This is a genomic window from Streptomyces sp. NPDC002574, assembly GCF_042889545.1.
Classification (GTDB): domain Bacteria; phylum Actinomycetota; class Actinomycetes; order Streptomycetales; family Streptomycetaceae; genus Actinacidiphila.
Window position 1 is genome coordinate 450,898 of the sequence record NZ_JBIARB010000005.1, and the last position, 21,873, is coordinate 472,770.

Sequence of the window (21,873 nt, forward strand, 5' to 3'; positions counted from 1 at the left end):
TGGGCCGTCCGGGCGTCGCACGGCGTCAGGACGTGATGGCGACCGCCCTGCGCACACAGTCCTCGGAGCCCGCCGCGCGGAGCATGAAGTCGGCGACGTCGGCGCGGCTGACCCGGGAGGCGAGTCCGAGCCGCAGGTCGGTGCCGGTCCGGTAGACGCCGGAGTAGCGGCCGCCGGTGAGGACCGCGGGTTGCACGATCGTCCAGAGGTCGGCCTCGGCGCGGACCAGGGCGTCCTGCTCGTCCTTGTCCCGCATGATGGCGGGGATCGCCAGGGACATCACCGCGCGGTAGGCGCCGCGGTGCCCCTGTCCCGTGCCGTACGCGCCGACCACGACCAGCCGCCGGACACCGTGCCCGCGCATCGCGGGAAGGATCCGCCGCATGGCCTCGGCGCAGATGGTGTCACCGCGCGGCGACCGCGTCCCGAGGGCGCTGAGCACCGCCTCGGCGCCTTCCACGACCCGGTCCACGGCCCGGGCGTCGCGCACGTCGCCGGGAAGGATCCGCAGGCCCTCGCGCCCGGACAGGCCTACGGGGTTGCGTACGAGGACGGTGACCTCGTGGCCGGCGGCGAGAGCCAGGGGGACGAGCCGGCGTCCGACGTGGCCGGTGCCTCCGAAGACGGCGAGGCGCATGTCAGCGACGCTCCCCGGTCACGCGCGCGGGCGTACGGGCGGAGGGGAAGGCGCTCGGCCCGTCGTGGGCCCGGGCTCCGGCGGCGTCGGACATGGTGGCCCCTTTCGGTGTCCGGTCACTCGTCATCCTCCGACACCGCGCGGGGCGCGGCTACTTCAGCAGGCGCGACATCCGGCGGTCGGCGAGCGGCTTGCCGCCGGTCTGGCAGGTGGGGCAGTACTGGAGGGAGGAGTCGCTGAAGGAGACCTCGCGGATGGTGTCCCCGCAGACGGGGCAGGGCTCACCGGCGCGGCCGTGCACACGCAGGCCGGTCTTCTTCTCGCCCTTCAGCTCGCCCGCGGCCAGTCCGCGGGACCGTTCGACGGCGTCCTCCAGAGTGGTCCGCAGGGCTTGGTACAAACGGCTCACGTCCTCCTCGGAGAGGTTGGCGGCGAGTGCGTACGGCGACATCTTCGCCGCGTGCAGCACCTCGTCGGAGTACGCGTTGCCCACACCGGCAATGACGCCCTGGTCGCGCAGGACGCCCTTGATGCGGCGGCGCTCGCCGGTGAGCAGGGCGGCGAAGGCCTCGCGGTCGAAGGCGGGGTCGAGGGGGTCGGGCCCGAGCCGGGCGATGCCGGGGACGTCCTGCGGGTCGCGGACGCAGTGCACCGCCAGCCGCTTCTGGGTCCCCGCCTCGGTGAGGTCGAAGCCGGCGCCCTCGGGCTCGGCGAGGAGCAGCCGCAGGGCGAGCGGGCCCTTTCCGGGGCGCGGCGGGAGCGTGGGCAGGTCGTCCTTCCAGCGCAGCCAGCCGCCACGGGCGAGGTGGACGGCGAGGTACGGCCCGTCGCCGTCGTCGGTGGTGAACACCAGGAACTTGCCGCGCCGTCCGACCGCGGTGACGGTGCGTCCCACGAGGGCGTCCAGCGGCGGGTCGTAGGTCTTGAGGACGCTGACCGCGACCGGCATGACCCGGCCGACGATGTGCCCGGTCATCCGGCCGGTGAGGAATCCGGCCAGGGCCTCCACTTCAGGCAGTTCCGGCATGCGACCAGTGTGCCGCGCCCGGTTACGACGTGCGACCGGCATCCGCCCGGTTCTGTCCGGTTTACAGCCCAATACCATGGCGTGAACACACAGTTGGATGATCGGAACAACTGGACAGCGAGGGGTCTTGTATGAATGATCGGGACCCATGGCCGAATCTCTCCCCCTGCCCCCCGAGGTGCCGCTCCCGGACACCACGGCGCTGGACCCCACCGAGGTGATCCCGCGCCCGCAGCCGGTCGAGGCGGGTGAGGCCGAAGCGGTCAGGATCATCAGCGGGGAGGTCGTCGGTGGCCGCCACCGCGGCGCCCGCCGGCCCGGCCGGGGTTCGCTGGGCACCGCCGTGCTGTCGGCGACCGGCGCCGTCGCCGGCCTGTCGCTGCTGATGCCGCACGGTTCCGCCACCACCGTCGCCGACGGGGTCCAGGAGCCGGCGGTCGCGCTGCCGGACACCGAGGTCAAGGACGCCGCCGTGCCCCCGGCCGCCGGTGCGACCGCCTCCGCCCGCGCGACGGACCCGGACACGGACGCGAACACCGGCAGCGCGGTGACGACGGCCGCGGTCACGAGCACCGGTACGAGCGGTACCGCCACTGTGCAGGACGCCGTGCAGCACACCGCCGCCGACTCGGACGACACCAAGGACATCCCCCGGCACGCGCGCCCCGACGGAAGCTGGGACAGCCAGGACTGGCAGGAGGCGGTCATCCGCACCGCCTCCGCGCACCACCACTTCGGGAACGGCGAGCACCGGGGCCGGCACCGCACCGGCGGTCACCAGCAGCAGGGCGACCGGCACTCGACGGGCTTCGGCGCGGGCCAGGGGCAGGACCAGGGGAACGGCAGGGGCTTCGGGGCCGGTGAGCGCCGGGGCGGTCAGGACGGCGACAAGCGCTGAGATCGCCGGGACCGCCGCGACCACCCGGCGCGTCCACGACCGTTCGTGTGCGCTGACGGCCGGTCAGCTGCCGTCACGACAGTGTCTGTTCGGCCCAGATCGTCTTCCCGGTACAGGTCTGACGCGTACCCCAGCGGTCGGTCAGCCGCGCCACCAGCAGCAGTCCGCGGCCGCCCTCGTCGTAGGTACGGGCCCGGCGCAGGTGCGGGGCGGTGCTGCTGGTGTCGGACACCTCGCAGATCAGCGCCGCGTCCCGGATCAGCCGGAGCTGGATCGGACCCGCCGCGTAGCGGATCGCGTTGGTGACCAGCTCGCTGACGACCAGTTCGGTGGTGAAGGCGGCCGCGTCCAGGCCCCACCGCGCCATCTGGTCGGCGACCGTCCTGCGCGCGGACGCGACACCGCTCGGGTCCGCCGACAGGTACCAGGTGGCGACCTGCGAGGCGTCCAGCGCCCGGGTCCGCGCCGTCAGCAACGCGACGTCGTCCCGGGGCCGTTCGGGCAGCAGTGCGTACAGCACGTTGTCGCAGGTCTCCTCGAGCGTACGGGCCGGACGGGTCAGCGCCCGCCGCAGCAGGACGAGCCCGGTGTCGATGTCCCCCCGCACGGAGCCGATGAGGCCGTCGGTGTACAGGGCGAGCACGCTGCCTTCCGGCAGGTCCAGTTCGGCGGTCTCGAACGGGAGCCCGCCGAGCCCCAGCGGCAGCCCCACGGGCTGTTCGGGGAACTCCGCCCGTCCGCCGGGCAGGACGACGGCGAGCGGCGGATGTCCGGCACGGGCGACGGTGCAGCGGTGCGCGACCGGGTCGTAGACCGCGTACAGACAGGTGGCGCCGACCTCGGCGGCGGAGCCGCCCACGACTCCGGTGCCGAACTCGGGGTCGCAGCGGACCACGAGGTCGTCGAGCTGGGTGAGGAGTTCGTCGGGCGCCAGGTCCACGTCGGCCAGGGTGCGCACCGCGGTGCGCAGCCGTCCCATCGCGGCCGAGGCACCGATGCCGTGCCCGACGACGTCGCCGACGACGAGCGCCACCCGTGCCCCGGACAGCGGGATGACGTCGAACCAGTCCCCGCACACGCCCGCGCGCGAATTCGCCGGCAGATAGCGGGTGGCGACGTCGAGCGCGGAGGTGCGCAGAGAGCGCCGCGGCAGCATGGTGCGCTGCAGCGTCAGGGCGGTGGCGCGTTCGCGCGAGTAGCGGCGGGCGTTGTCGACGCAGACGGCCGCGCGGGCGGCGATCTCCTCGGCCAGCAGCAGGTCGTCCGCGTCGAAGGGGTCCTCGGTGCGGTGGCGCAGGAAGAGGGCCAGGCCCAGGGTGGTGCCGCGGGCCGAGAGCGGCACGATCATGATCGAGTGAATGCCGTACTCCATCGCCGCCCTGCCGCGGACCGGGTCGTACGCCCTCCAGCGCCGCAGGTCGTCGTCCTCCATGCTGTGCAGCGTGCCCTTGCCGGTGAGCATCGCGCGGACGGCGGGCGAGTGGTCCGGGACGACGTCGGGGTCCCCGACCGCGACGGCGGACTCGGGGCAGCCGGGCAGCACCGACTGCTGTGCCACCCGGCGGAAGACGACGTCGCCGCGGCGCGGGACCGGCCCGGGCTCCTCTCCGCGGATGACGGAGTCGAGCAGGTCGACGCTGACCATGTCGGCGAAGCGGCGCACCGCGATGTCCGCGAGCTCCTGAGCGGTGCGTGTCACATCGAGGGTGGTGCCGATGCGCGTGCTGGCCTCGTTGACGATGTCGAGGCGGCGGCGCGACAGGTACTGGTCGGTGGTGTCGCAGACCACGGTCGACACGCCGCGCACGGCGCCGGCCCCGTCCCGCACCGGGTGCACGGAGATCGAGTAGGCGTGCTCGCGGGTCTCTCCGTACGGAATGCCGAGGCGCTCCAGGCACACGGTCTCGCCGGTGCGCATCACCTGCTCCTGGAGGTGGTCCAGCTCCTCGAAGGCGTCCCCGTCCATGAACTCGCCGAGCCGCAGCCCGCGCACGTCCGGCAGTGGCTTGCCGACCATGTGCTCCATGGCCGCGTTGGCGCCGCTGATCCGGACGTCCTCGTCGTAGACGGCGACCGCGATGGGCAGTTGGGCCAGCGACCACACCTCCAGGTCCGCCGGGTCGGGCGGCTCGGCGGTCAGCGTCCACTGGAGCGTGCCGTCCGCCGCGGTGAGCGGCTGCAGGGCCAGCCGGACCACGAGCGTGTGCCCGTCGCGGTGGCGCAGGACGGCGGGTCCGTTCCAGGCGGCACGGGCGGAGACCCGGCGCAGCGCGCGACCCGGCAGCGGGGCGGCGAGCAGGGCGGCCGCGGGACGGCCGAGGACCTCCGCGGCCTCGTAGCCGAGCAGCGTCCGGGCGTCCTCGCCCCAGGCGGTCAGTCGGCCCCCGTCGCCGCCCGCGAGGGCGGTGGCGACCGGCACCGTCGACGGCCCGCGGCACTCCTGACCTGCCCCGGGGCCCCGCCTGCCGGCTTCTTCGCCCATGGGCACGTCCTCGTCCTCGACTCGGCCGCCTCTCCCCTGGATGATCCCTCCCCCTGGCGCTCTCAAACGGCGTACCGGCGGATCGCGGCGGCCCGCGGACACCACGACACGGCAGGTGAACGCCGTGTCGCCCCCTGTCCAAGGCACGGCGCACGGCTGAGACTGGGGTCAGACGACCATGAGGAGCGCAGGTGACGGTGAAGGTCGACAGCCCGCCGGTCCGGACGTCCCGGCGTGCCTCGCCCTGGGGCAGGGGCGCGGCGGCCGCCGCGACGGGGGCGCTGCCCGCGCTGGCCTTCCCGGCGCCGTCGCTGTGGTGGCTGGCGTACGGCGCGCTGGTGCCGTGGATGCTGCTCGCCCGGTCGGCCCCGACGGGACGGCGGGCGGCGCTGGACGGCTGGCTCGGCGGGGCCGGGTTCATGGTGGCGGTGCACCACTGGCTCGTGCCGAGCCTGCATGTGTTCATCGTGCTGCTGGCGCTGCTGCTCGGGGCGCTGTGGGCGCCCTGGGGGTGGCTGGTGCGGCGGCTGCTCGGCGGGAACCCCGGCGGGCGCTCCGTGGTGGCGGCGACGGTGCTCGTGCCGTGCGCCTGGCTGCTGGTCGAGCTGGTGCGCTCCTGGGAGTCCCTGGGCGGGCCCTGGGGGCTGCTCGGGGCGAGCCAGTGGCAGGTGGCGCCGGCGCTGCGGCTGGCGTCGGTCGGCGGCGTGTGGCTGGTCAGCTTTGTGCTGGTGGCGGTGAACACGGCGCTGACCGCACTCGTCGCCGTGCCACGGTGGCGAGGACGGGCGGGGGCGGCGCTCGTCGTGTGCGCCGTGGCGACCGCGGCGGTGTGGCTGTGGGCGCCCGTGCCGTCGCGCACCGGGACGGCGGTGCGGGTGGCGGTCGTGCAGCCGGGGGTGGTCGTGGGCGCGCAGCAGCGCTTCGACCAGGGCGAGCGGCTGACCCGTACGCTCGCCGGCCAGGACGTGGACCTGGTGGTGTGGGGGGAGAGCAGCGTCGGCTTCGACCTGTCGGCGCGGCCCGACCTCGCCGGCCGGCTGGCCGCGCTCTCCTCGCTCGTCGGCGCGGACGTGCTGGTCAACGTGGACGCGCGCCGCGCGGACGGCCGCGGTATCTCCAAGACCTCGCTGCTGATCGGCCCGGACGGCCCGCTCGGCGAGGGCTACGACAAAATGCGGCTGGTGCCCTTCGGCGAGTACGTGCCGGCCCGCGGGCTGCTGGGCTGGGCGACCTCGGTGGGCAGGGCGGCGGGCGAGGACCGCATCCGGGGCGACCACCAGGTGGTCATGGACGCGGGCGCCGTACGGCTGGGCCCACTGGTGTGCTTCGAGTCGGCGTTCCCCGACATGAGCCGCCATCTCGCCGACGACGGCGCCCAGTTGCTGGTGGCGCAGTCCTCGACCTCGTCGTTCCAGCACAGCTGGGCCCCCGCGCAGCACGCCTCGCTCGCGGCGCTGCGGGCGGCCGAGACCGGACGGCCGGTGGTGCACGCCACACTGACCGGGATCAGCGCGGGCTACGACGCCGAGGGACGGCCGGCCGGACCGCGGCTGGGCACGTCGCGCAGCGCCACCCAGGTCTACGAGGTGCCGCTGGCGGCCGGGCGCACCGTGTACGACCGGCTGGGCGACTGGGTGCCCCGGCTGGCGGTGCTGCTGCTGGCCGGGGCGGCCGTGCACACGTTCAGGAGGTCTGCTCGGTCACCGCGGTGACGATGCGTTCGCACAGTTCGTGGGTGCGCAGCGCGTCGCGGGCGTCGAGCGGCTTGCCGTGCCGCACGGCGTCGAGGAAGGACAGGGTGATCTGCTCGATGCCGCGCTGGCGGGCGACCGGCACCCAGTCGCCGCGCCGGCGCAGCGTGGGCTGGCCCTTGTGGTCGACGATCTCGGCGAGGTTGACCACCTGGCGCTTGGCGTCCTGGCCCATGACCTCCAGCGTCTCCTCGGTCGAACCGTTCATGCGGTTCATGACACCGATCGCCGTGAAGCCGTCGCCGGACAACTGCAGCAGCACGTGGTGCAGCAGACCGTCACGGACCCGGGCGCGCACGTCGGTGTGCTCGATCGTGCCGGGGACGAGGAAGCGCAACGTGTCCACGACGTGGATGAAGTCGTCGAAGACCACGCCGCGCGGGTCCTCCGCCAGGCCGATGCGGTTCTTCTGCAGCACGATCAGGTCACGCGGGTGCTCCAGGCACTGCGCGTAACCGGGCGCGTAGCGGCGGTTGAAGCCGGCCATGAGACCGACGCCGCGCTCCTCGGCCAGCCGGACGAGGTGCTCGGCGCCGGCCAGGTCGGGGGCGAACGGCTTGTCGACGTACGCGGGCACCCCGGCCTCGATCAGCCGCTCGGTGATGGCGACGTGGCTGGCGGTGGGGGCATGCACGAAGGCGGCGTCCAGGCCCTGGTCGAGCAGCGCGTCGAGCGTGGTGTGGCGGTGCGGCAGGCGGTAGCGGTCGCCGACCTCGTCGAGCGTGGCGGGGGTGCGGGTGTGGAGGTGCAGTTCCAGCCCCGGCTGCGCGGCGAGCACCGGCAGGTACGCCTTGCGCGCTATGTCACCGAGTCCGATCACCCCGATCTTCAGGGGTTCCATGTGCCTCTCCCGCCTGCGGTGCCCGGTCGTCTCCGCTGGCAGCATACGGGGCCTGCGGGGGCCGCCAGTCGGCGATGCCGTCCAGGCTGTGCAGGGCCAGGCGCGGACCGAAGCGGTTGACGGTGGCGAACAGCGTGTCCCGCAGGGCGACGGCCGGCCGGGACGACCAGGTGGTGAGCCGTCCGACCGAGCGGGAGCGGCGCATCACGTCGGTGGTGCGGGGCAGGCGCTGCGCGCTGTACGCGGCGAGCGCCGCCGCCGTGTCGTCGCCGGGCCCGGCGAGGTGGGCGAGGACGACCGCGTCCTCGATCGCCTGGCAGCCGCCCTGGCCGAGGTTGGGCGTCATGGCGTGGGCCGCGTCGCCGAGCAGCGCGATCCGGCCGCGGTGGAAGGCGGGCAGCGGTACGGCCAGGTGGTGGACGTCGTTGCGCAGGACGGTGCCGGGCGCGGCGGCGGCGATCACCTCGGGGACGGGGTGGTGCCAGTCGCCGAACAGGCGGCGCAGTTCGGTGCGTTCGTCGCCGTCGGCGGAGCGGCCGCCGGGCGGGGTGACGGCGGTGGCGTAGCAGTAGACGCGGTCACCGGTGAGCGGCACGGTGCCCCACAGCAGGCCGCGGCCCCAGCTCTCGTGCGGGACGTACGCGGCGGGCGCCGGCACGACCAGGCGCCAGTTGGTGAACCCGGAGTAGGCGGGCCCCGGGTGGTCCGGGAAGAGGGCGGAGCGGACGACGGAACGGATGCCGTCGGCGGCTACCACCAGATCGGCGTCGAACGACTCGTGCTCGGTGGCCACCTGTCCGTCCGGGTCGGCGGAGACGACCGGGTTCCCGGTGCGCACGGCGCCGTCCGGGAGGCGGCCGGCCAGCAGGGCGACCAGTTCCGCCCGGTGCGCGATGACCACGGGCCCGCCGAAGCGCTCGGCGGCGGCCTCGCCGCTCGTACGCGAGACCCAGCGGCCGTCCGGGCGGCGCAGCCCGCCCTCGCCCTGGAACGCGGCCATGGCGCGGACCTCGTCGCCGACGCCCAGAACCTCCAGGGCGCGCAGGGCGTTGGGCGCGATGGCGATGCCCGCGCCGACGTGTTCGAGGGCCCGGGCCCGCTCCAGGACGGTGACGTGCCATCCGCGCAGGTGGAGCGCCACGGCCGCGGCGAGGCCGCCGATCCCGGCTCCGACGACAACGGCGTGCGGCTGTTGCGATGTACGGCTCATCGTGGCCCCCCTGGGATACTACAGATGTAGTGAATTCACGGTACTACATCGGTAGTGACAAGTGGGAGGGATGTCGGCGGCGGGATCCGGCCTCTGCGGCGCGGGGTCGTCGCCCGTGCGGACGACGCCACACTCGCCGCCTACCGGGGACGGCCGCGGCCCAAGGAGCCGGCCCTCAACGCCGCGAACCGCGCGGACAGAGCCCGTACGCGCGCCCATCGCGCTTACCCCGGGGCCTCGTTCGGCCGTCCTGAACGGTTTCCACATGCGGCCGGTTTCCGTGAACCAGGCCGTACCCGGCCGAGGATCGGCCGATCGCAGGCGGAGCCGGCGGCGGGATCGGGCCTCGGCGGTGCCGAGCGCCTCCGGCACGGCGGACCCACAGCCCACCGCCGCCGCTCGGCCCCTGTCCCGCCGGCGAGGACGCGGCCCCACGCCCCGCGCCGGAGGCGAACGCCGACATCCCCCACGGGACGGTGCACGATTCACCCCCACGCCGACGGCGGCCCCCCGCGCAGCCGCCCCGCGACGGGCCCGCGTCCTCAGCGGCGTCCGCCCGCTGCCCGGGCATCCCGTACCCGTGGAACACGGCGGGACCCACGCGGGGCACGGGACGACGACGGGCGGGCCGGGGAGGACCGGCACGGCCGGTAGGTTGCCGTCATGAGCAGCGCGCCGACCTCCCGCCCCGAACTGATCGCCGACACCGCACTCGCGCTGCTCGCCGAACGCGGCATGCGCGGCCTGACGCACCGCGCGGTGGACGAGGCGGCCGGACTGCCCCTGGGCTCGACGTCCAACCACGCGCGCACCCGTGCCGCCCTCCTGGAGGCGGCGGTCCTGCGGCTGGCCGTCCGCGACGCGCAGGTGGCCTCCGCGGCCGGGGCCCCGGTCCCCGGACCCGGCGCCGAGGGACTCGCGGCGCTGCTCGCGCCGGCCATGCACCACTCCGTCACCGAGGCCCGCGACCTCACCCTCGCCCGGCTCGAACTCGCCCTGGAGGCCACCCGCCGCCCCGAACTGCGCGCGGTCTACGACACCGCGGGGCGCGCCTTCCGCGACCAGTTGGAGGTGATGCTGCGCGCCGTCGGCTCCGCGGAACCCGAGCGTCACGCGCGGGCGCTCCTCGCCTGGTGCGACGGCGTGCTGTTCCACTCCGTCGCGGGCGCGGCGTCCGCGTCGCCGCCGTCCGAGGCGGAGCTGCGGGCCAATGCCCTCGACGTGCTGCGGGGGATGCTCGGGGCCGGGTCCGGCGGTTAATGCTTCGACGTCGGCGGAGGCCCCCGCCATCATGGCCGCCATGACGACGACGCCCGAGCGCACCGATCCGCCCCTCATCGCCGACGAACGCACCATGCTCGACACCTGGCTCGACTTCCACCGCGACACCCTGGCGCTCAAGTGCGCCGACCTGGACGACGAGCAGCTGCGCACCGCCAGTGTGCCGCCGTCCGGGCTCACCCTGCTCGGTCTGGTCCGTCACATGGCCGAGGTGGAGCGCGGCTGGTTCCGCAACGACCTCGCGGGCGAGGAGGCGGCGCCGCTGTACTACAGCGATGAGGATCCCGACGGGGAGTTCCACGATCTCGACAAGGCCGACACCGCCGAGGCGTTCGCCACCTGGCGCGCCGAGATCGCGCACGCCCGCGAGCTGGTCCGCGGCCGCTCCCTGGACGACATCGGCCTGGGCCGGCGCAAGAACCCCGTCTCGCTGCGGTGGATCTATGTCCACATGATCGAGGAGTACGCCCGCCACAACGGGCACGCGGACCTCGTCCGCGAGTGCGTCGACGGCGTGACCGGCGACTGATCACCCCTGCGGGGAATGGGCAAGGGCGCACCGCTGCGCGAGAGTTGTGCGGGTGCGTCGACGTGCAGTGGCAATGGTGGCCGTGGCGGCGATGGCCGCCGTCCCGGGATGTGTGACGGTGTCCGGGCGGCAGCCGGGGACGCAGCCGCCGACACCCGTCCCGCCAAGGCCCTCGGCGGCCGTCCGTGTCGTGCCCGTGGTCCAGGGACCCGTGCTGGAGGCCCTGACCACCGTGCCCCCGGAGCCCTCCCCGGCCGCTTCCCCGCCCCCGAGGACCCACCAACCCGCCGCCCCTGCCGTTCCCGCCGCACCGCCCACGCACCGCACCGCGTCCCCCGCCGCCCCGCGGGCCGGGGGCGCGAACGTGTGCGCCTGGGGCGAGCAGTACGGCGGCTGGGCGACGGGCGGCGACGCGGCACGCATCTGCCGGGACACCTACGGCCGCTGATCCGGCGGCCCGGCCGTACGGATCAGTGCGCGCCGAGGTCCGGGATGCGCCAGTCGACGGGGTCGTGGCCCTGGGCCTTGAGCGCCTCGTCGATCTGGGTGAAGGGCCGGCTGCCGAGGAAGAGCTTGGCCGACAGGGGCGAGGGGTGGGCGCCCTGCACGACGGCGTGCCGCTCCGTGTCGATCAAGGGGAGCTTCTTCTTGGCGTAGTTGCCCCACAGCACGAAGACCGCCGGGTCGGGGCGGGACGCCACCGCCTTGATGACGGCGTCGGTGAACTTCTCCCAGCCCTTGCCCTTGTGCGAGTTGGCCTCGCCCTCGCGCACGGTCAGCACCGCGTTGAGCAGGAGGACGCCCTGCTCGGCCCACGGCATGAGGTAGCCGTTGTCCGGGACGGGGTGGCCGTACTCGTCCTGCAGTTCCTTGAAGATGTTCCGCAGGGAGGGCGGAGTCCTCACCCCCGGCCGCACCGAGAAGCACAGCCCGTGCCCCTGCCCCTCGCCGTGGTACGGGTCCTGGCCCAGGACGAGGACCTTGACCTTGTCGTACGGCGTGGCCTCCAGCGCGGCGAAGACCTGCTCCTGCGGCGGGTAGATCCGGTGGCTCCCGCGCTCCTCCTCGACGAACTCGGTGAGTTGACCGAAGTAGGGCTTCGCCAACTCCTCGCCGAGGACGGCCTGCCAGGACTCGGGCAGCGTGATGGGCACGTCAGGAACCTCCGGTACGCGATCCGTTACTGGGACCGAACGTACCGTTCCCCACCGACAATCGCCGCGTGCGGGGGATCACGCGGCGTCCAGGCGGGCCCGCAGCTCCGCGTCGAGGTCGAGGCCGCCCGCGTTTTCGTCGACCGTGGTGCCGAAGGGCGGGACACCAGGCAGAGGGTGCTGACCCTCGGCCCGGTGCCGCCCGCCAAGGTGCGGTGGCGCACGATGCGCACTCCCGGGACACGTCGAAGTCCCGGAACACGTGAAGTCCCCGGCACCGGCCGCCGTTCCGGGGCCGGCACCAGGGACTGCGCACGTTGGAGCGCGGACGAACGCGAGCGCTCAGCACTGAGTACACGGCACTCAGCGCCCGGAGGCACCGTTCAGTGGCCGACGCTGGCGTTGAGGAAGATACCGCCGTCCACGACGAGGGTCTGGCCGGTGATCCAGGCCGCCGCGTCGGAGAGCAGGAAGGCCGCGGCGCCGCCGATGTCCTCGGGCACGCCGAGCCGCTTGAGCGGGTACGCGGACGCCGCCTCCTCCTCGCGGCCCTCGTACAGCGCGGCGGCGAACCTGGTCTTGACGACCGCCGGCGCGATGGCGTTGGCGCGGATGCCGGGGGCCATCTCGGAGGCGAGCTGCAGCGTGAGGTTGACCATGGCGGCCTTGCTCATGCCGTAGGCGCCGATGAAGGGGGAGGCGCTGATGCCCGCGACGGAGGCGATGTTGACGATCGCGCCGCCGTTGTCCTTCATCCACGCCTTGTAGGTCTGCTGGGCGAAGCCGAGCGCGGAGATCACGTTGGTCTCGAAGACCTTGCGGGCGACGCCGAGGTCGAGCTCGGACAACGGGCCGAAGACCGGGTTGGTGCCGGCGTTGTTGGCGAGGTAGTCGACGCGGCCGAAGGCCTCCATCGTACGCTCGACGACCTCGGCCTGGTGCGCCTCGTCGTGGGCCTTGCCGGCGACGCCGAGGGCGCGGTCGGCGCCGAGCCGCTCGACGGCCTCCTTCAGCGCTTCCTCGTTGCGGCCGGTGATGACGACGCGGTCGCCGCGCGCGACCAGGGCCTCGGCGATGCCGTAGCCGATGCCGCGGCTGGCGCCGGTGACGACCGCGACACGGCCGCTGTCGGGCTGGGTGCTCATGGGTGCGGGTCTCCTGTCGCGGGTCAGTTGAGCGGGCCGCCGGCCACGTACAGGACCTGGCCGGACACAAAGCCCGCGGCGTCGCCGGTGAAGAAGGCGATGGCGTTGGCCACGTCGTCCGGGTTGCCGACGCGCTGGACCGGGATCTGGCTGGCGGCGGCGGCCTGGAACTCCTCGAAGCCCATGCCGATGCGGGCGGCCGTGGCGGCGGTCATGTCGGTGGCGATGAAGCCGGGGGCGACGGCGTTGGCGGTGACGCCGAACTTGCCGAGCTCGTGCGCGAGGGTCTTGGTGAGGCCCTGCAGACCGGCCTTGGCGGCCGAGTAGTTGGCCTGGCCGCGGTTGCCCAGCGCGGAGGACGAGGACAGGTTGACCACGCGGCCGAACTTCGCGTCCACCATGTGCTTCTGCACGGCGCGGGTCATCAGGAAGGCGCCGCGCAGGTGCACGTTCATGACCGTGTCCCAGTCGGACGCGCTCATCTTGAAGAGCAGGTTGTCGCGCAGCACGCCGGCGTTGTTGACCAGGATCGTCGGCGCCCCGAGCTCCTCGGCGACGCGCGCGACCGCGGCCTCGACCTGCGCCTCGTCGGAGACGTCGGCCCCGACGGCGATGGCCCGGCCGCCCGCCTTGATGATCTGCTCGACGGTGTCCTTGCACGCGACCTCGTCGAGGTCCAGCACGGCCACGGCGCGGCCCTCGGCGGCCAGGCGCACGGCGGTGGCGGCGCCGATGCCGCGTGCCGCCCCGGTGACGATCGCTACGCGCTGCTCGGTGGTCGACATCTGTTCTCCTCAGCCCTGTGGGGTCCGGTCGCGCAGGTGAGCGACCGCTTAGTACGTCCCGCTGCCGAAACCGTAGGAGCGCAGTGACCCTGTGTCAACGCCCACCGCGCCGATGTGGCTCAGCGCACCAGAAGATCGAGCAGGCGGTCCACCTCGGCCCGCGGGTCGAGGGTCAGTCCGGTGTGGATCGGGCCGGGCTGCACGATGGTGCTGCGCGGCGCCGTGAGCCACCGGAAGCGGCGACCCGGGTCGTCCTCGGCCGCCTGACCGGCCCGGTCGCCGCCCGCGCAGATGCCCTCGTAGCCGCGCAGCGCGGCCCGCACGCCCGCCACGTCGACGTCCGGGTCCAGGCAGCGCAGCCGGGTCTCGTCGAGATGGACCCGGGCGCCGACGAAGGACTTGGCGCGGCAGTACACCAGCACGCCGGCGTTGATCAGTTCCCCGCGCTCGATCCGCGGCATCACCCGCACCAGCGCGTACTCGAAGACGTCGCGCCCGTTCTGCGTGCTCACTTCGCGGCCTTCCCCTCGACCCAGGTGCGCAGCCACTCCGGCGGCGGCTGCTTCTCCTTCTCCTTCGGCGCGAGGGTGATCCGCTCCGCCACCGTCGCGGCGCGGGCCAGCAGCACCCGCTCGTACGCGCGCCGCACGTCGTCGGGACCGTCGAAGCCGGGCTCGTCCGCCAGCCACTCGTCGGGGATCTGCGCGGTGACCTCGCGCAGCAGCGCCTCGTCCACCAGCGGCGCGAGATCGCGTGCGGCGGCCTCGATGTCGGGGGCGAACCGGGCGAGGGCGTGGTCGGCGGCGTCGAAGGGCTTGTCGGCTGCCTGGTCCGCGCCCTTCCAGTTGTGGTGGAAGATCAGCGAGGCGCCGTGGTCGATCAGCCAGAGGTCCTTGTGCCAGACCAGCATGTTCGGGTTGCGCCACGAGCGGTCGACGTTGCCGATGAGCGCGTCGAACCAGACGACGCGGCCGGCCTCCGCGGACTCCACGTCGAAGACCAGCGGGTCGAAGCCGAGCGCGCCGGGCAGGAAGTCCATGCCGAGGTTGAGGCCGCCGCTCGCCTTCAGCAGGTCCTGGATCTCCTGGTCCGGCTCGCCGAGCCCGATCACCGGGTCGAACTGGAACCGCACCAGCACCGGCACCCGCAGCCCGAGGCGCCGGGCCAGCTCCCCGGCGATCACCTCGGCGACCAGTGCCTTGCGGCCCTGCGCTGCGCCGACGAACTTCACGACGTAGGTGCCGAGGTCGTCGGCCTCGACGACTCCTGGCACCGATCCGCCCTCGCGCAACGGCGTCACGTACCGGATTCCGGTCACTTCCTCCATGTGCGCATCCTAAGAGGCCGCGCGGACCCGGCCGGACGTCACTCCCCCTCCGCGGCGGCGGCACGGTCGTGCCGGACCAGTTCGGCGAAGCGGCGGGCGGCGGGGCTCGCCGCGTGCCCCTTGGGCAGCAGCAGGTCGACGCGGCGTCCCAGGTCGACCCCCGCGAGCGGGACGAGCCGCAGGGCGCCGGCGGGGCGCGCGTGCAGGGGGAAGTCCAGCCCTTCCGGCACGAACGCGACCCCGACGCCCGCCGCCACCAGATCGAGCGCTGTACCAGGCGCGTGACCACTTCGGCGCGACCGCGGTCACCGTCGCCTTCGCGGTCATGGTGGTCGGCGCCGCGTTCGCCTTCGGCCTGCTCGGCCACCTCTCCGACCGTCTCGGCCGGCGCCGTGTCATCGTTCCCGCGCTGCTCGTCGCCCTCGCGTCGGCCGGTGTCCTCGCGGCATGGCCGGACCTGCCCGGCCTGATCGTGGGCCGTGTGCTCACCGGCGTCGCGGTGGGGATGATGGCCTCCACTGCCACCGCGTACCTCAGCGACCTCCATCACCGGGCCCGTCCGCACCGCCCGGGTTCGCCGATGCCCGCGCTGGTCGCCAGTGCCGTCAACCTCGGAGGACTGGCGCTCGGGCCCCTCGTGTCGGGGGCGCTCGCGCAGTGGGCTCCCGCGCCGCTGACCACCTGCTACCTCGTCTTCGCCGGCGTCATGGCGGCGCTGCTCGTGCTGGTGCTCCGCACCCCCGAGACGGTCGACACCGAGCTCACCGCCCGGGACCGGCCCACCCGCTTCGCCCTGCGGCCCGGCCAGGGCGGCGTCTTCCTGGCGGCCGCGAGCCTGGGCTTCTTCGCCTTCGCCCTGATGGGGCTCTTCTCGTCGCTGGGCGCCATCATGGTCCGCGGCCGGCTCGGCATCACCTCGACGTTCGTCGTCGGGCTGGCCCCCTTCACCGTGTTCGCCACCTCGGCGGTGGCCCAGCTCGCCCTGACCGCGCTGTCCCCGCGCCGGCAGCTCGTCATCGGCACCGTGGCCTTCCCCGTCGGGCTCGCCCTCACCGCGCTCGCGCTCGCCCACCCGGCGCTCGGGCTCTTCCTCTTCGCCGCCGCTCTCGCCGGCGGCGGCGCGGGCCTGCTGTTCAAGGGCGCAGTGGCGCAGAGCGCCCGCGCCGCCGATCCCGCCTCGCGTGCGGGGGTGCTGGCCGCCTTCTTCGGCATCGCCTACGCCGGCATGGGCCTGCCGTCCATCGCGTTCAGCATCGTCATCCGGCACGCCGCCCTCGTACCGACCATGATCGGCTTCGGGGCCGTCCTCTCCGTCGGCGCGGTCCTCGGCGTGTCCGTCGCCCTCCGGCACGATGCCGCCACGGGGGGCGGCGTGGTCACGGAAGAATAATTTCGTCGCGCATTGAACCACCTCCGCAACCTGTCCGTATGGCTCTGCAGGGCGTGATCTCACGCCGCCGGGCCGGCGCCACGCCGGCCCGGAACGGACGAGGCAACAGGAAGTGTGAGGCATGGCCGAGACGACTGGCATCGCAGGAGCTCCCACCCGCCGCGCGATGGTCGCCGGAGTGGGTGCGGCGGGCCTGGCGGCCGCCCTGGCCGCCTGCGGCGACTCGAACGACTCCGCCGGCGCGTACAGCCCTGCCGCACCCCCACAGAGCGGCGCCGCCACCGGCGGCGGGCAGGGCGGCGGGGACGGGGCGGCCCAGGCCCTCGCGAAGACGTCCGACATCCCGGTCGGCGGCGGCACGGTCTTCGCGGACAAGAAGGTGGTCGTGTGCCAGCCGACGGCGGGCCAGTTCAAGGCCTTCTCGGCGATCTGCACCCACCAGGGCTGCGCCGTCAAGGACGTGGCGAACGGCACGATCAACTGCCCGTGCCACGGCAGCAAGTTCAACGTCGCGGACGGCAGCGTCGCCGCCGGCCCGGCGACCCAGCCCCTCCCCGCCGCCAACGTCACCGTGCAGGGCGACTCGATCACCCTGGCCTGAACCGCACGATGGATTCCCACAGAGGGTGTGCCGGACATCGTCCGGCACACCCTCTGTGACGTCCGCGGTAACCGCGGTCAGGCGTCCGTCGCCGCAACCTCCGCGGCCGCGTGGCGCAGGGCCTCGACGGCGGCGCGGATGGCGGGGCGGCGGTCGGCGTCGGCGCGCCAGACGGCGTAGATGTGGCGGCGCATGGTGTGCCGGACGGGCAGGGCGCGTACGCCGGCCGGCAGGAGGCCGCGGCCGAGGCGGGGGACGACGGCGACGCCGAGGCCGGCCGCGACGAGGGCGAGCACCGTGGGGTGCTCCTCCGCGTGGTGGGCGATGCGCGGCTCGACGCCCTTGCCGCGCAGGGTGAACAGCAGCCACTCGTGGCAGAAGCCGCCGTCGGGCCAGGTGATCCAGTCGTCGTCGGCGAACTCGGCGAGGTCCGCCTCCGCGTGCCCGGCGAGCGGGTGCCCGACCGGGACGACGACGTCGGCGATGTCGTCGAGCAGCGGTTCCTTCGCCAGCCCCCCGGGCAGCGACAGCGGCTTGTTGTACCAGTCGAGGACGACCGCGAGGTCGATGTCGCCGCGCACCAGGCGGCCCAGCGCGGGCTCCGGTTCCATCTCCTGGACCATGGCCCGCAGCGTGGGGAAGTCGCTCCGCAGCGACATCAGCGCCTGCGGGAAGAGGCCGCGGACGGCCGTCGGGAAGGCGCCCATGCGCAGCTCGCCGACCGGCGCCCCGCGGTGCGCCTCCAGGTCGGAGTGGGCGAGCTCGACCAGGGACAGGATGCGGTCGGCGTGCCCGGACAGCAGCCGGCCGGCGTCGGTGAGCCGCACTCCGCGGCCGTTCTTGACCAGGAGGGCCTGCCCGGTCTCCCGCTCCAGCTTGGTCATCTGCTGCGAGACCGCCGAGGTCGTGACGTGCAGGACGTCGGCCGCCGCGCTCACCGAGCCGTAGGCGGAGATCGCGTGCAGGATGCGCAGCCGCTCCAGGTTCAACATGTAAGCGATGCTACGGGATGCCTCGGAGTGAATCTCCCTTGCGCTAAGAGGTTGCTTCCGCCATGGTGTGGCCATGAGCGCAACCGCCCGCCCGGCCGACGCCGGCCCCACCGCCGCCGGCACCCCCTCCCCCACCCCGGCCGCCCCGGCCCGCCGCCCCGCGCTCGACTGGCGGGTCAGCTGGGCGGTCCTCGCCCTCATCTGGGGCTTCAGCTTCCTGTTCATCAAGGTCGGCACGGAGGCCTACGCCCCGCTGCAGGTCGCGCTGGGCCGGATGGTCTTCGGCACGGTCGTGCTGGCCGTGGCCTTCGCGGTCAGGCGGCAGCGCCTGCCGCGCGGCGCCCGCGCCTGGGGCCACATGGCCGTCGCCGCGCTGCTCCTCAACACGCTGCCGTTCTCGCTGTTCGCGTACGCCGAGCTGACCATCCCCTCCACGCTGGCCGGCATCTGCAACGCCACCACCCCGCTGTGGAGCATGCTGCTCTCGGTGGTGGCCCTGTCCGACGACAAGCCCACCCGGCAGCGCGTCGCGGGCGTCGGCATCGGCTTCGTCGGCGTACTGACCGTGCTCGGCGCGTGGCAGGGCTTCTCGGGGACGGACCCGTCGGGCACCGCGATGGCGCTCGGCGCGTCGGCGAGCTACGCGGTCGGCTGGATCTACGTCCGCAGGACCCTCAGCGGCAGCGGCAACTCGGCGCTGTCCATGTCCTTCTCGCAGCTGCTGCTCGGCACCGTCCAACTGGCGGTGCTGACGCCGCTGTTCACCTCCACGCCGGACGGCTGGCCGCTGTGGCCCACGCTGTCGGTCGTCGCGCTCGGCGCGCTGGGCACGGGCATAGCGTTCCTGCTGCAGTACCGGATCGTCGCGGAGAAGGGCCCGACGATCGCCACGATGGTCACGTACCTCATCCCGGTCATCGCCACCGCGGCCGGCGTCGCCCTGCTCGACGAGCGGCTGAGCTGGAACGAGCCGGTCGGCGCGGTCGTCGTGCTCGCCGGGGCCGCGCTCACCCAGCGCCGCCCGAAGGACTGACCACCGGTCCGGGGCGCGGTCAGCCGTAGCGGCCGGTCCGGCGCGGGCGCACCGCGTCGGCCACGGCGTCGGCCAGCGCCGGCACCTCCGCGACCGCGACCGGTGACACCGTGATCCGGATTCCGGGCGGGGAGGCCAGGCGGAAGCGGGCGCCGGGTGCGACCGCCCAGCCCGCGTGGAGCAGGCGGGTGACCGCGCCGGTCTCGTCGGGCACCGGCACCCAGACGTTCATGCCGCTGCGGCCGTGCGCGGCCATCCCGTGGTCGGCGAGCGCGCCGACCAGTGCGTCGCGCCGCGCGGCGTAGGCGGCCGAGACGGCGGGGACGTCGACCGCGCCCGTGCGCCAGAGGTGGGCGACGGTGTGCTGGAGCAGATGGCTGACCCAGCCGGGTCCCAGCCGGAGCCGGCCGCGGACCCGGTCCACGGTGACCGGGTCGCCGGTGAGCACGGCGAGCCGCAGGTCGGGCCCGTAGGCCTTGGCGGTGGAGCGGACCAGCATCCAGTGCCGGGTGCTGCCGGCCAGCGGGTGCAGCGGGAGTCCGGTCAGGCCGTGGACGTGGTCGTCGTCGACGACCAGCACCTCGGGGTGCGCCGCCAGGACGGTCCGCAGCTCCCGCGCCCGTCCGGCGGAGATCGTCGCGCCGGTTGGGTTCTGCCCGCGGTCGGTGACGATCAGGGCCCGCGCGCCCTGCCGCAGCGCGCGGTCCACGTCCTCCGGCCGCGGTCCGTCGTCGTCGACGGCGACCGGCACCGCGCGCATCCCGAGGGCCGGGACGATGTCGAAGACGCTGCCCCAGCCCGGGTCCTCCACCGCGACCGTGTCACCGGGCCGCAGGTGCCCCGTGAGCGCGCGCTCGATCGCGTCGAGCGACCCGGAGGTCACCGCGACCGGCCCGTCGGGCACCCCGTCGGCGTCGAAGGCGGCGCGGGCCAGCGCCTCCAGTTCCTCGTCCACGGGCGGGGCTCCGTAGAGGGTCGGCCGTTCTGCGTGGCGGGCGGCGGCCGCGGCCAGCGCCGGGCTCAGCGGGGGCAGCAGGGCGAGGTCCGGGTTGCCGGTGGACAGGTCCCGCGCACCGGCCGGCACGGCCGGGCGGATCTCGTCGCGCGCCGTCGTCACCGGCCGGGGCCGGACCCGGCTGCCGCGCCGGCCGGCGGTCTCGATCACCCCGCGGTCGCGCAGCAGGCGGTAGGCGGCGGCGACCGTGTTGGGGTTGACCCCGAGCCGGGCGGCGAGCTCCCGCAGCGGAGGCAGGGCCGCCCCTGGCGCCAACGCCCCCTGGCCCACGGCCCGTTCGACGTCGGCCGCGATCTCGGCTGCGCCCTGTCCGGTGAACATGTACTCTCCTAGCACAAACGTCATTATGCACTAGTGCAAAGGATTGCGCCATGTCCGCCCCGCCGCCGTCCTCCGCCCCCTCGCCGGAGACCGCCCCTCCCGAGGCCGCCCCTCCCGGTGCCACCTCGTACGCCGCCACCGACCGGACCGTCCCGACCCGCAGCCGCGAGCGGGCCTCGTACGACCGCGGCGTCGTGCACGCGATCCTCGACGCCGGCTACGTCTGCCACCTGGGCTTCGTCCGGGACGGCGCGCCGGTCGTGCTGCCCACGCTGTACGCGCGCGTCGGCGAGCGGCTGTACGTGCACGGCTCCACCGGTTCGCGCCCGCTGCGCGGCGCCCGCGAGGACCCCGGGCTCGCGGTGTGCCTGACCGTGACGCACGTGGACGGGCTCGTCCTGGCCCGGTCCGCCTTCCACCACTCGATCAACTACCGCTCCGTGGTGGTGCACGGCACCGCCCGTCAGGTCACCGACCCCGCGGAGCGCGCCGCCGCCCTGGACACCGTGGTGGACCACGTCCTGCCGGGCCGGGCCGCCGACTGCCGCCCAGCGAACGCCAAGGAGCTGGCCGCCACGGCCGTGATCGCGCTCGACCTGGACGAGGTCTCCGCGAAGATCCGCACGGGCGGCCCCTCCGACGACCCCGAGGACCTGTCCCTCCCCCACTGGACCGGCGTCCTGCCGGTCACCCGCGGCTACGGCACGCCCCTCCCCGCCGACGACCTCGACCCCTCGATCGCCCTCCCCGACTACCTCGCCGCTCACTGAACGGAGCCCCTGACATGCTGATACACCCCTGGGACGCCGCCCGCGACGACAGCGAGTGGCAGGACTGGCTCGCCGACCACGACTTCGGACAGCTCGCCGTCAACGGCCTCCCCGGCGAACCGCCCTTCGTGCAGCCGCTGCACTTCGCGTACGACGCGGAGCGGCGCGAGGCCCTCACCCACCTCGCCCGCCCCAACCCGCTGTGGCCCGCGCTGGAGGCACGCCCGGAGGCGATCCTCAGCGTCGTCGACGACTACACCTACATCCCCGCCCCCTGGCACGCCCCCGACGACGCCCCGCCCGAGCACGGCACCCCCACCAGCTACTACGCCGCCGTCCAGCTGGTCTGCCGGGCCCACATCGTCGACGACCCCCAGGAGAAGGCGGATCTCCTGCACCTCCAGCTCGCCCACTTCCAGCCGCTCGGCGACTACGCCCACGTCGCCCCGGGCGAGGCACCCTACGGCCGGCAGCTGCCGGGCATCCGCGGTCTGCGGCTCGAAGTCGTCGATGTACGAGCCAAATTCAAGTTCGGCGGCAACAGGCCGCGCGCCAAGCGGCAGGACGTGAGCAACCGCCTGGCCGCCCGCGGCGGTCCGGGCGACGCCGCCGCGCGCATCCAGCAACTGCGCCGCCTCGCGGCGACCGAGGACTAGCGAGCCACCGCATCCGGCCGCATCCGGG

At 74.2% G+C, this 21,873-nt stretch carries 23 protein-coding genes; 10 read left to right on the plus strand and 13 right to left on the minus strand.

The window, feature by feature from the left end; all coding sequences use genetic code 11:
* Window positions 1–25 precede the first annotated feature (25 nt).
* Together ACFYXS_RS14660 and ACFYXS_RS14665 are read right to left on the minus strand one after the other, a co-directional pair.
* Window positions 26–637 carry an NAD(P)-dependent oxidoreductase gene (locus ACFYXS_RS14660; protein ID WP_389247764.1) on the minus strand — a complete coding sequence of 204 codons (612 nt, stop codon included), beginning with the start codon at window positions 635–637 and terminating at the stop codon, window positions 26–28.
* A 151-nt stretch (window positions 638–788) separates the two neighbouring features.
* Window positions 789–1,664: an Fpg/Nei family DNA glycosylase gene (locus tag ACFYXS_RS14665; protein ID WP_389247766.1), complete on the minus strand. Its 876-nt coding sequence runs from the start codon at window positions 1,662–1,664 to the stop codon at window positions 789–791.
* Between the two features lie 148 nt (window positions 1,665–1,812).
* Between ACFYXS_RS14665 and ACFYXS_RS14670 the strand changes: the two genes are divergently transcribed.
* On the plus strand, window positions 1,813–2,562 hold the full coding sequence (locus ACFYXS_RS14670) for a hypothetical protein (protein WP_389247768.1): 750 nt from the start codon (window positions 1,813–1,815) through the stop codon (window positions 2,560–2,562).
* Window positions 2,563–2,635: 73 nt separating this feature from the next.
* Here ACFYXS_RS14670 and ACFYXS_RS14675 read toward each other — a convergent pair whose 3' ends face one another.
* Window positions 2,636–5,044, minus strand: a complete 2,409-nt coding sequence (locus ACFYXS_RS14675; RefSeq protein WP_389247770.1) for a SpoIIE family protein phosphatase — start codon at window positions 5,042–5,044, stop codon at window positions 2,636–2,638.
* A gap of 191 nt (window positions 5,045–5,235) precedes the next feature.
* On the opposite strand from ACFYXS_RS14675, the gene lnt reads away from it, so the two are divergent.
* Window positions 5,236–6,756: an apolipoprotein N-acyltransferase gene (gene lnt / locus ACFYXS_RS14680; protein WP_389247773.1), complete on the plus strand. Its 1,521-nt coding sequence runs from the start codon at window positions 5,236–5,238 to the stop codon at window positions 6,754–6,756.
* Here lnt and ACFYXS_RS14685 read toward each other — a convergent pair.
* Window positions 6,728–7,627 (minus strand): Gfo/Idh/MocA family protein, encoded by a 900-nt coding sequence (locus tag ACFYXS_RS14685; RefSeq protein ID WP_389247978.1) that lies wholly within the window; start codon window positions 7,625–7,627, stop codon window positions 6,728–6,730. The genes lnt and ACFYXS_RS14685 overlap by 29 nt on opposite strands.
* Complete coding sequence (locus tag ACFYXS_RS14690; protein WP_389247775.1) at window positions 7,599–8,846, minus strand: FAD-dependent monooxygenase; 1,248 nt, start codon at window positions 8,844–8,846, stop codon at window positions 7,599–7,601. Before ACFYXS_RS14690 ends, ACFYXS_RS14685 begins: the two co-directional genes overlap by 29 nt.
* Window positions 8,847–9,509: 663 nt before the next feature.
* Between ACFYXS_RS14690 and ACFYXS_RS14695 the strand changes: the two genes are divergently transcribed.
* The 3 genes from ACFYXS_RS14695 (at window position 9,510) to ACFYXS_RS14705 (ending at window position 11,104) form a co-directional block, all read left to right on the plus strand.
* On the plus strand, window positions 9,510–10,106 hold the full coding sequence (locus ACFYXS_RS14695) for a TetR/AcrR family transcriptional regulator (protein WP_389247777.1): 597 nt from the start codon (window positions 9,510–9,512) through the stop codon (window positions 10,104–10,106).
* Between the two features lie 40 nt (window positions 10,107–10,146).
* On the plus strand, window positions 10,147–10,656 hold the full coding sequence (locus ACFYXS_RS14700) for a DinB family protein (RefSeq protein ID WP_389247779.1): 510 nt from the start codon (window positions 10,147–10,149) through the stop codon (window positions 10,654–10,656).
* Window positions 10,657–10,846: 190 nt separating this feature from the next.
* The gene (locus ACFYXS_RS14705; RefSeq protein WP_389247781.1) at window positions 10,847–11,104 is read left to right on the plus strand and encodes a hypothetical protein; all 258 of its coding nucleotides are present in this window, start codon (window positions 10,847–10,849) and stop codon (window positions 11,102–11,104) included.
* A gap of 22 nt (window positions 11,105–11,126) precedes the next feature.
* On the opposite strand, the gene ACFYXS_RS14710 is transcribed toward ACFYXS_RS14705, so the two are convergent.
* From ACFYXS_RS14710 to ACFYXS_RS14735, 6 genes are all read right to left on the minus strand, one after another.
* Window positions 11,127–11,810: a uracil-DNA glycosylase gene (locus tag ACFYXS_RS14710; RefSeq protein ID WP_389247784.1), complete on the minus strand. Its 684-nt coding sequence runs from the start codon at window positions 11,808–11,810 to the stop codon at window positions 11,127–11,129.
* 383 nt (window positions 11,811–12,193) lie between these two features.
* Entirely contained in the window at window positions 12,194–12,955 is a 762-nt protein-coding gene (locus ACFYXS_RS14715; protein ID WP_389247786.1) for an SDR family oxidoreductase, read from the minus strand.
* Window positions 12,956–12,978: 23 nt separating this feature from the next.
* Window positions 12,979–13,740 (minus strand): 3-oxoacyl-ACP reductase FabG, encoded by a 762-nt coding sequence (gene fabG / locus ACFYXS_RS14720; RefSeq protein ID WP_389247788.1) that lies wholly within the window; start codon window positions 13,738–13,740, stop codon window positions 12,979–12,981.
* Between the two features lie 119 nt (window positions 13,741–13,859).
* Window positions 13,860–14,201, minus strand: a complete 342-nt coding sequence (locus ACFYXS_RS14725) for a DUF3037 domain-containing protein (protein WP_389247980.1) — start codon at window positions 14,199–14,201, stop codon at window positions 13,860–13,862.
* 47 nt (window positions 14,202–14,248) lie between these two features.
* Window positions 14,249–15,067 (minus strand): HipA family kinase, encoded by an 819-nt coding sequence (locus ACFYXS_RS14730; RefSeq protein ID WP_389247790.1) that lies wholly within the window; start codon window positions 15,065–15,067, stop codon window positions 14,249–14,251.
* 38 nt (window positions 15,068–15,105) lie between these two features.
* The gene (locus ACFYXS_RS14735; protein WP_389247792.1) at window positions 15,106–15,324 is read right to left on the minus strand and encodes a LysR substrate-binding domain-containing protein; all 219 of its coding nucleotides are present in this window, start codon (window positions 15,322–15,324) and stop codon (window positions 15,106–15,108) included.
* A gap of 11 nt (window positions 15,325–15,335) precedes the next feature.
* Between ACFYXS_RS14735 and ACFYXS_RS14740 the strand changes: the two genes are divergently transcribed.
* The gene (locus tag ACFYXS_RS14740; protein WP_389247982.1) at window positions 15,336–16,457 is read left to right on the plus strand and encodes an MFS transporter; all 1,122 of its coding nucleotides are present in this window, start codon (window positions 15,336–15,338) and stop codon (window positions 16,455–16,457) included.
* Window positions 16,458–16,578: 121 nt separating this feature from the next.
* Window positions 16,579–17,058: a Rieske (2Fe-2S) protein gene (locus ACFYXS_RS14745; protein WP_389247794.1), complete on the plus strand. Its 480-nt coding sequence runs from the start codon at window positions 16,579–16,581 to the stop codon at window positions 17,056–17,058.
* A gap of 77 nt (window positions 17,059–17,135) precedes the next feature.
* Here the strand turns inward: ACFYXS_RS14745 and ACFYXS_RS14750 are convergent, their stop codons facing one another.
* The gene (locus ACFYXS_RS14750) at window positions 17,136–18,050 is read right to left on the minus strand and encodes a LysR family transcriptional regulator (RefSeq protein WP_389247796.1); all 915 of its coding nucleotides are present in this window, start codon (window positions 18,048–18,050) and stop codon (window positions 17,136–17,138) included.
* 73 nt (window positions 18,051–18,123) lie between these two features.
* Between ACFYXS_RS14750 and ACFYXS_RS14755 the strand changes: the two genes are divergently transcribed.
* Window positions 18,124–19,083: a DMT family transporter gene (locus ACFYXS_RS14755; protein WP_389247798.1), complete on the plus strand. Its 960-nt coding sequence runs from the start codon at window positions 18,124–18,126 to the stop codon at window positions 19,081–19,083.
* A gap of 19 nt (window positions 19,084–19,102) precedes the next feature.
* On the opposite strand, the gene ACFYXS_RS14760 is transcribed toward ACFYXS_RS14755, so the two are convergent.
* Window positions 19,103–20,443, minus strand: a complete 1,341-nt coding sequence (locus ACFYXS_RS14760) for an aminotransferase class I/II-fold pyridoxal phosphate-dependent enzyme (protein ID WP_389247800.1) — start codon at window positions 20,441–20,443, stop codon at window positions 19,103–19,105.
* Window positions 20,444–20,469: 26 nt separating this feature from the next.
* Between ACFYXS_RS14760 and ACFYXS_RS14765 the strand changes: the two genes are divergently transcribed.
* Window positions 20,470–21,189: a pyridoxamine 5'-phosphate oxidase family protein gene (locus ACFYXS_RS14765; protein ID WP_389247802.1), complete on the plus strand. Its 720-nt coding sequence runs from the start codon at window positions 20,470–20,472 to the stop codon at window positions 21,187–21,189.
* A gap of 14 nt (window positions 21,190–21,203) precedes the next feature.
* Window positions 21,204–21,845 carry an FMN-binding negative transcriptional regulator gene (locus ACFYXS_RS14770; protein WP_389247804.1) on the plus strand — a complete coding sequence of 214 codons (642 nt, stop codon included), beginning with the start codon at window positions 21,204–21,206 and terminating at the stop codon, window positions 21,843–21,845.
* Window positions 21,846–21,873: the final 28 nt, after the last annotated feature.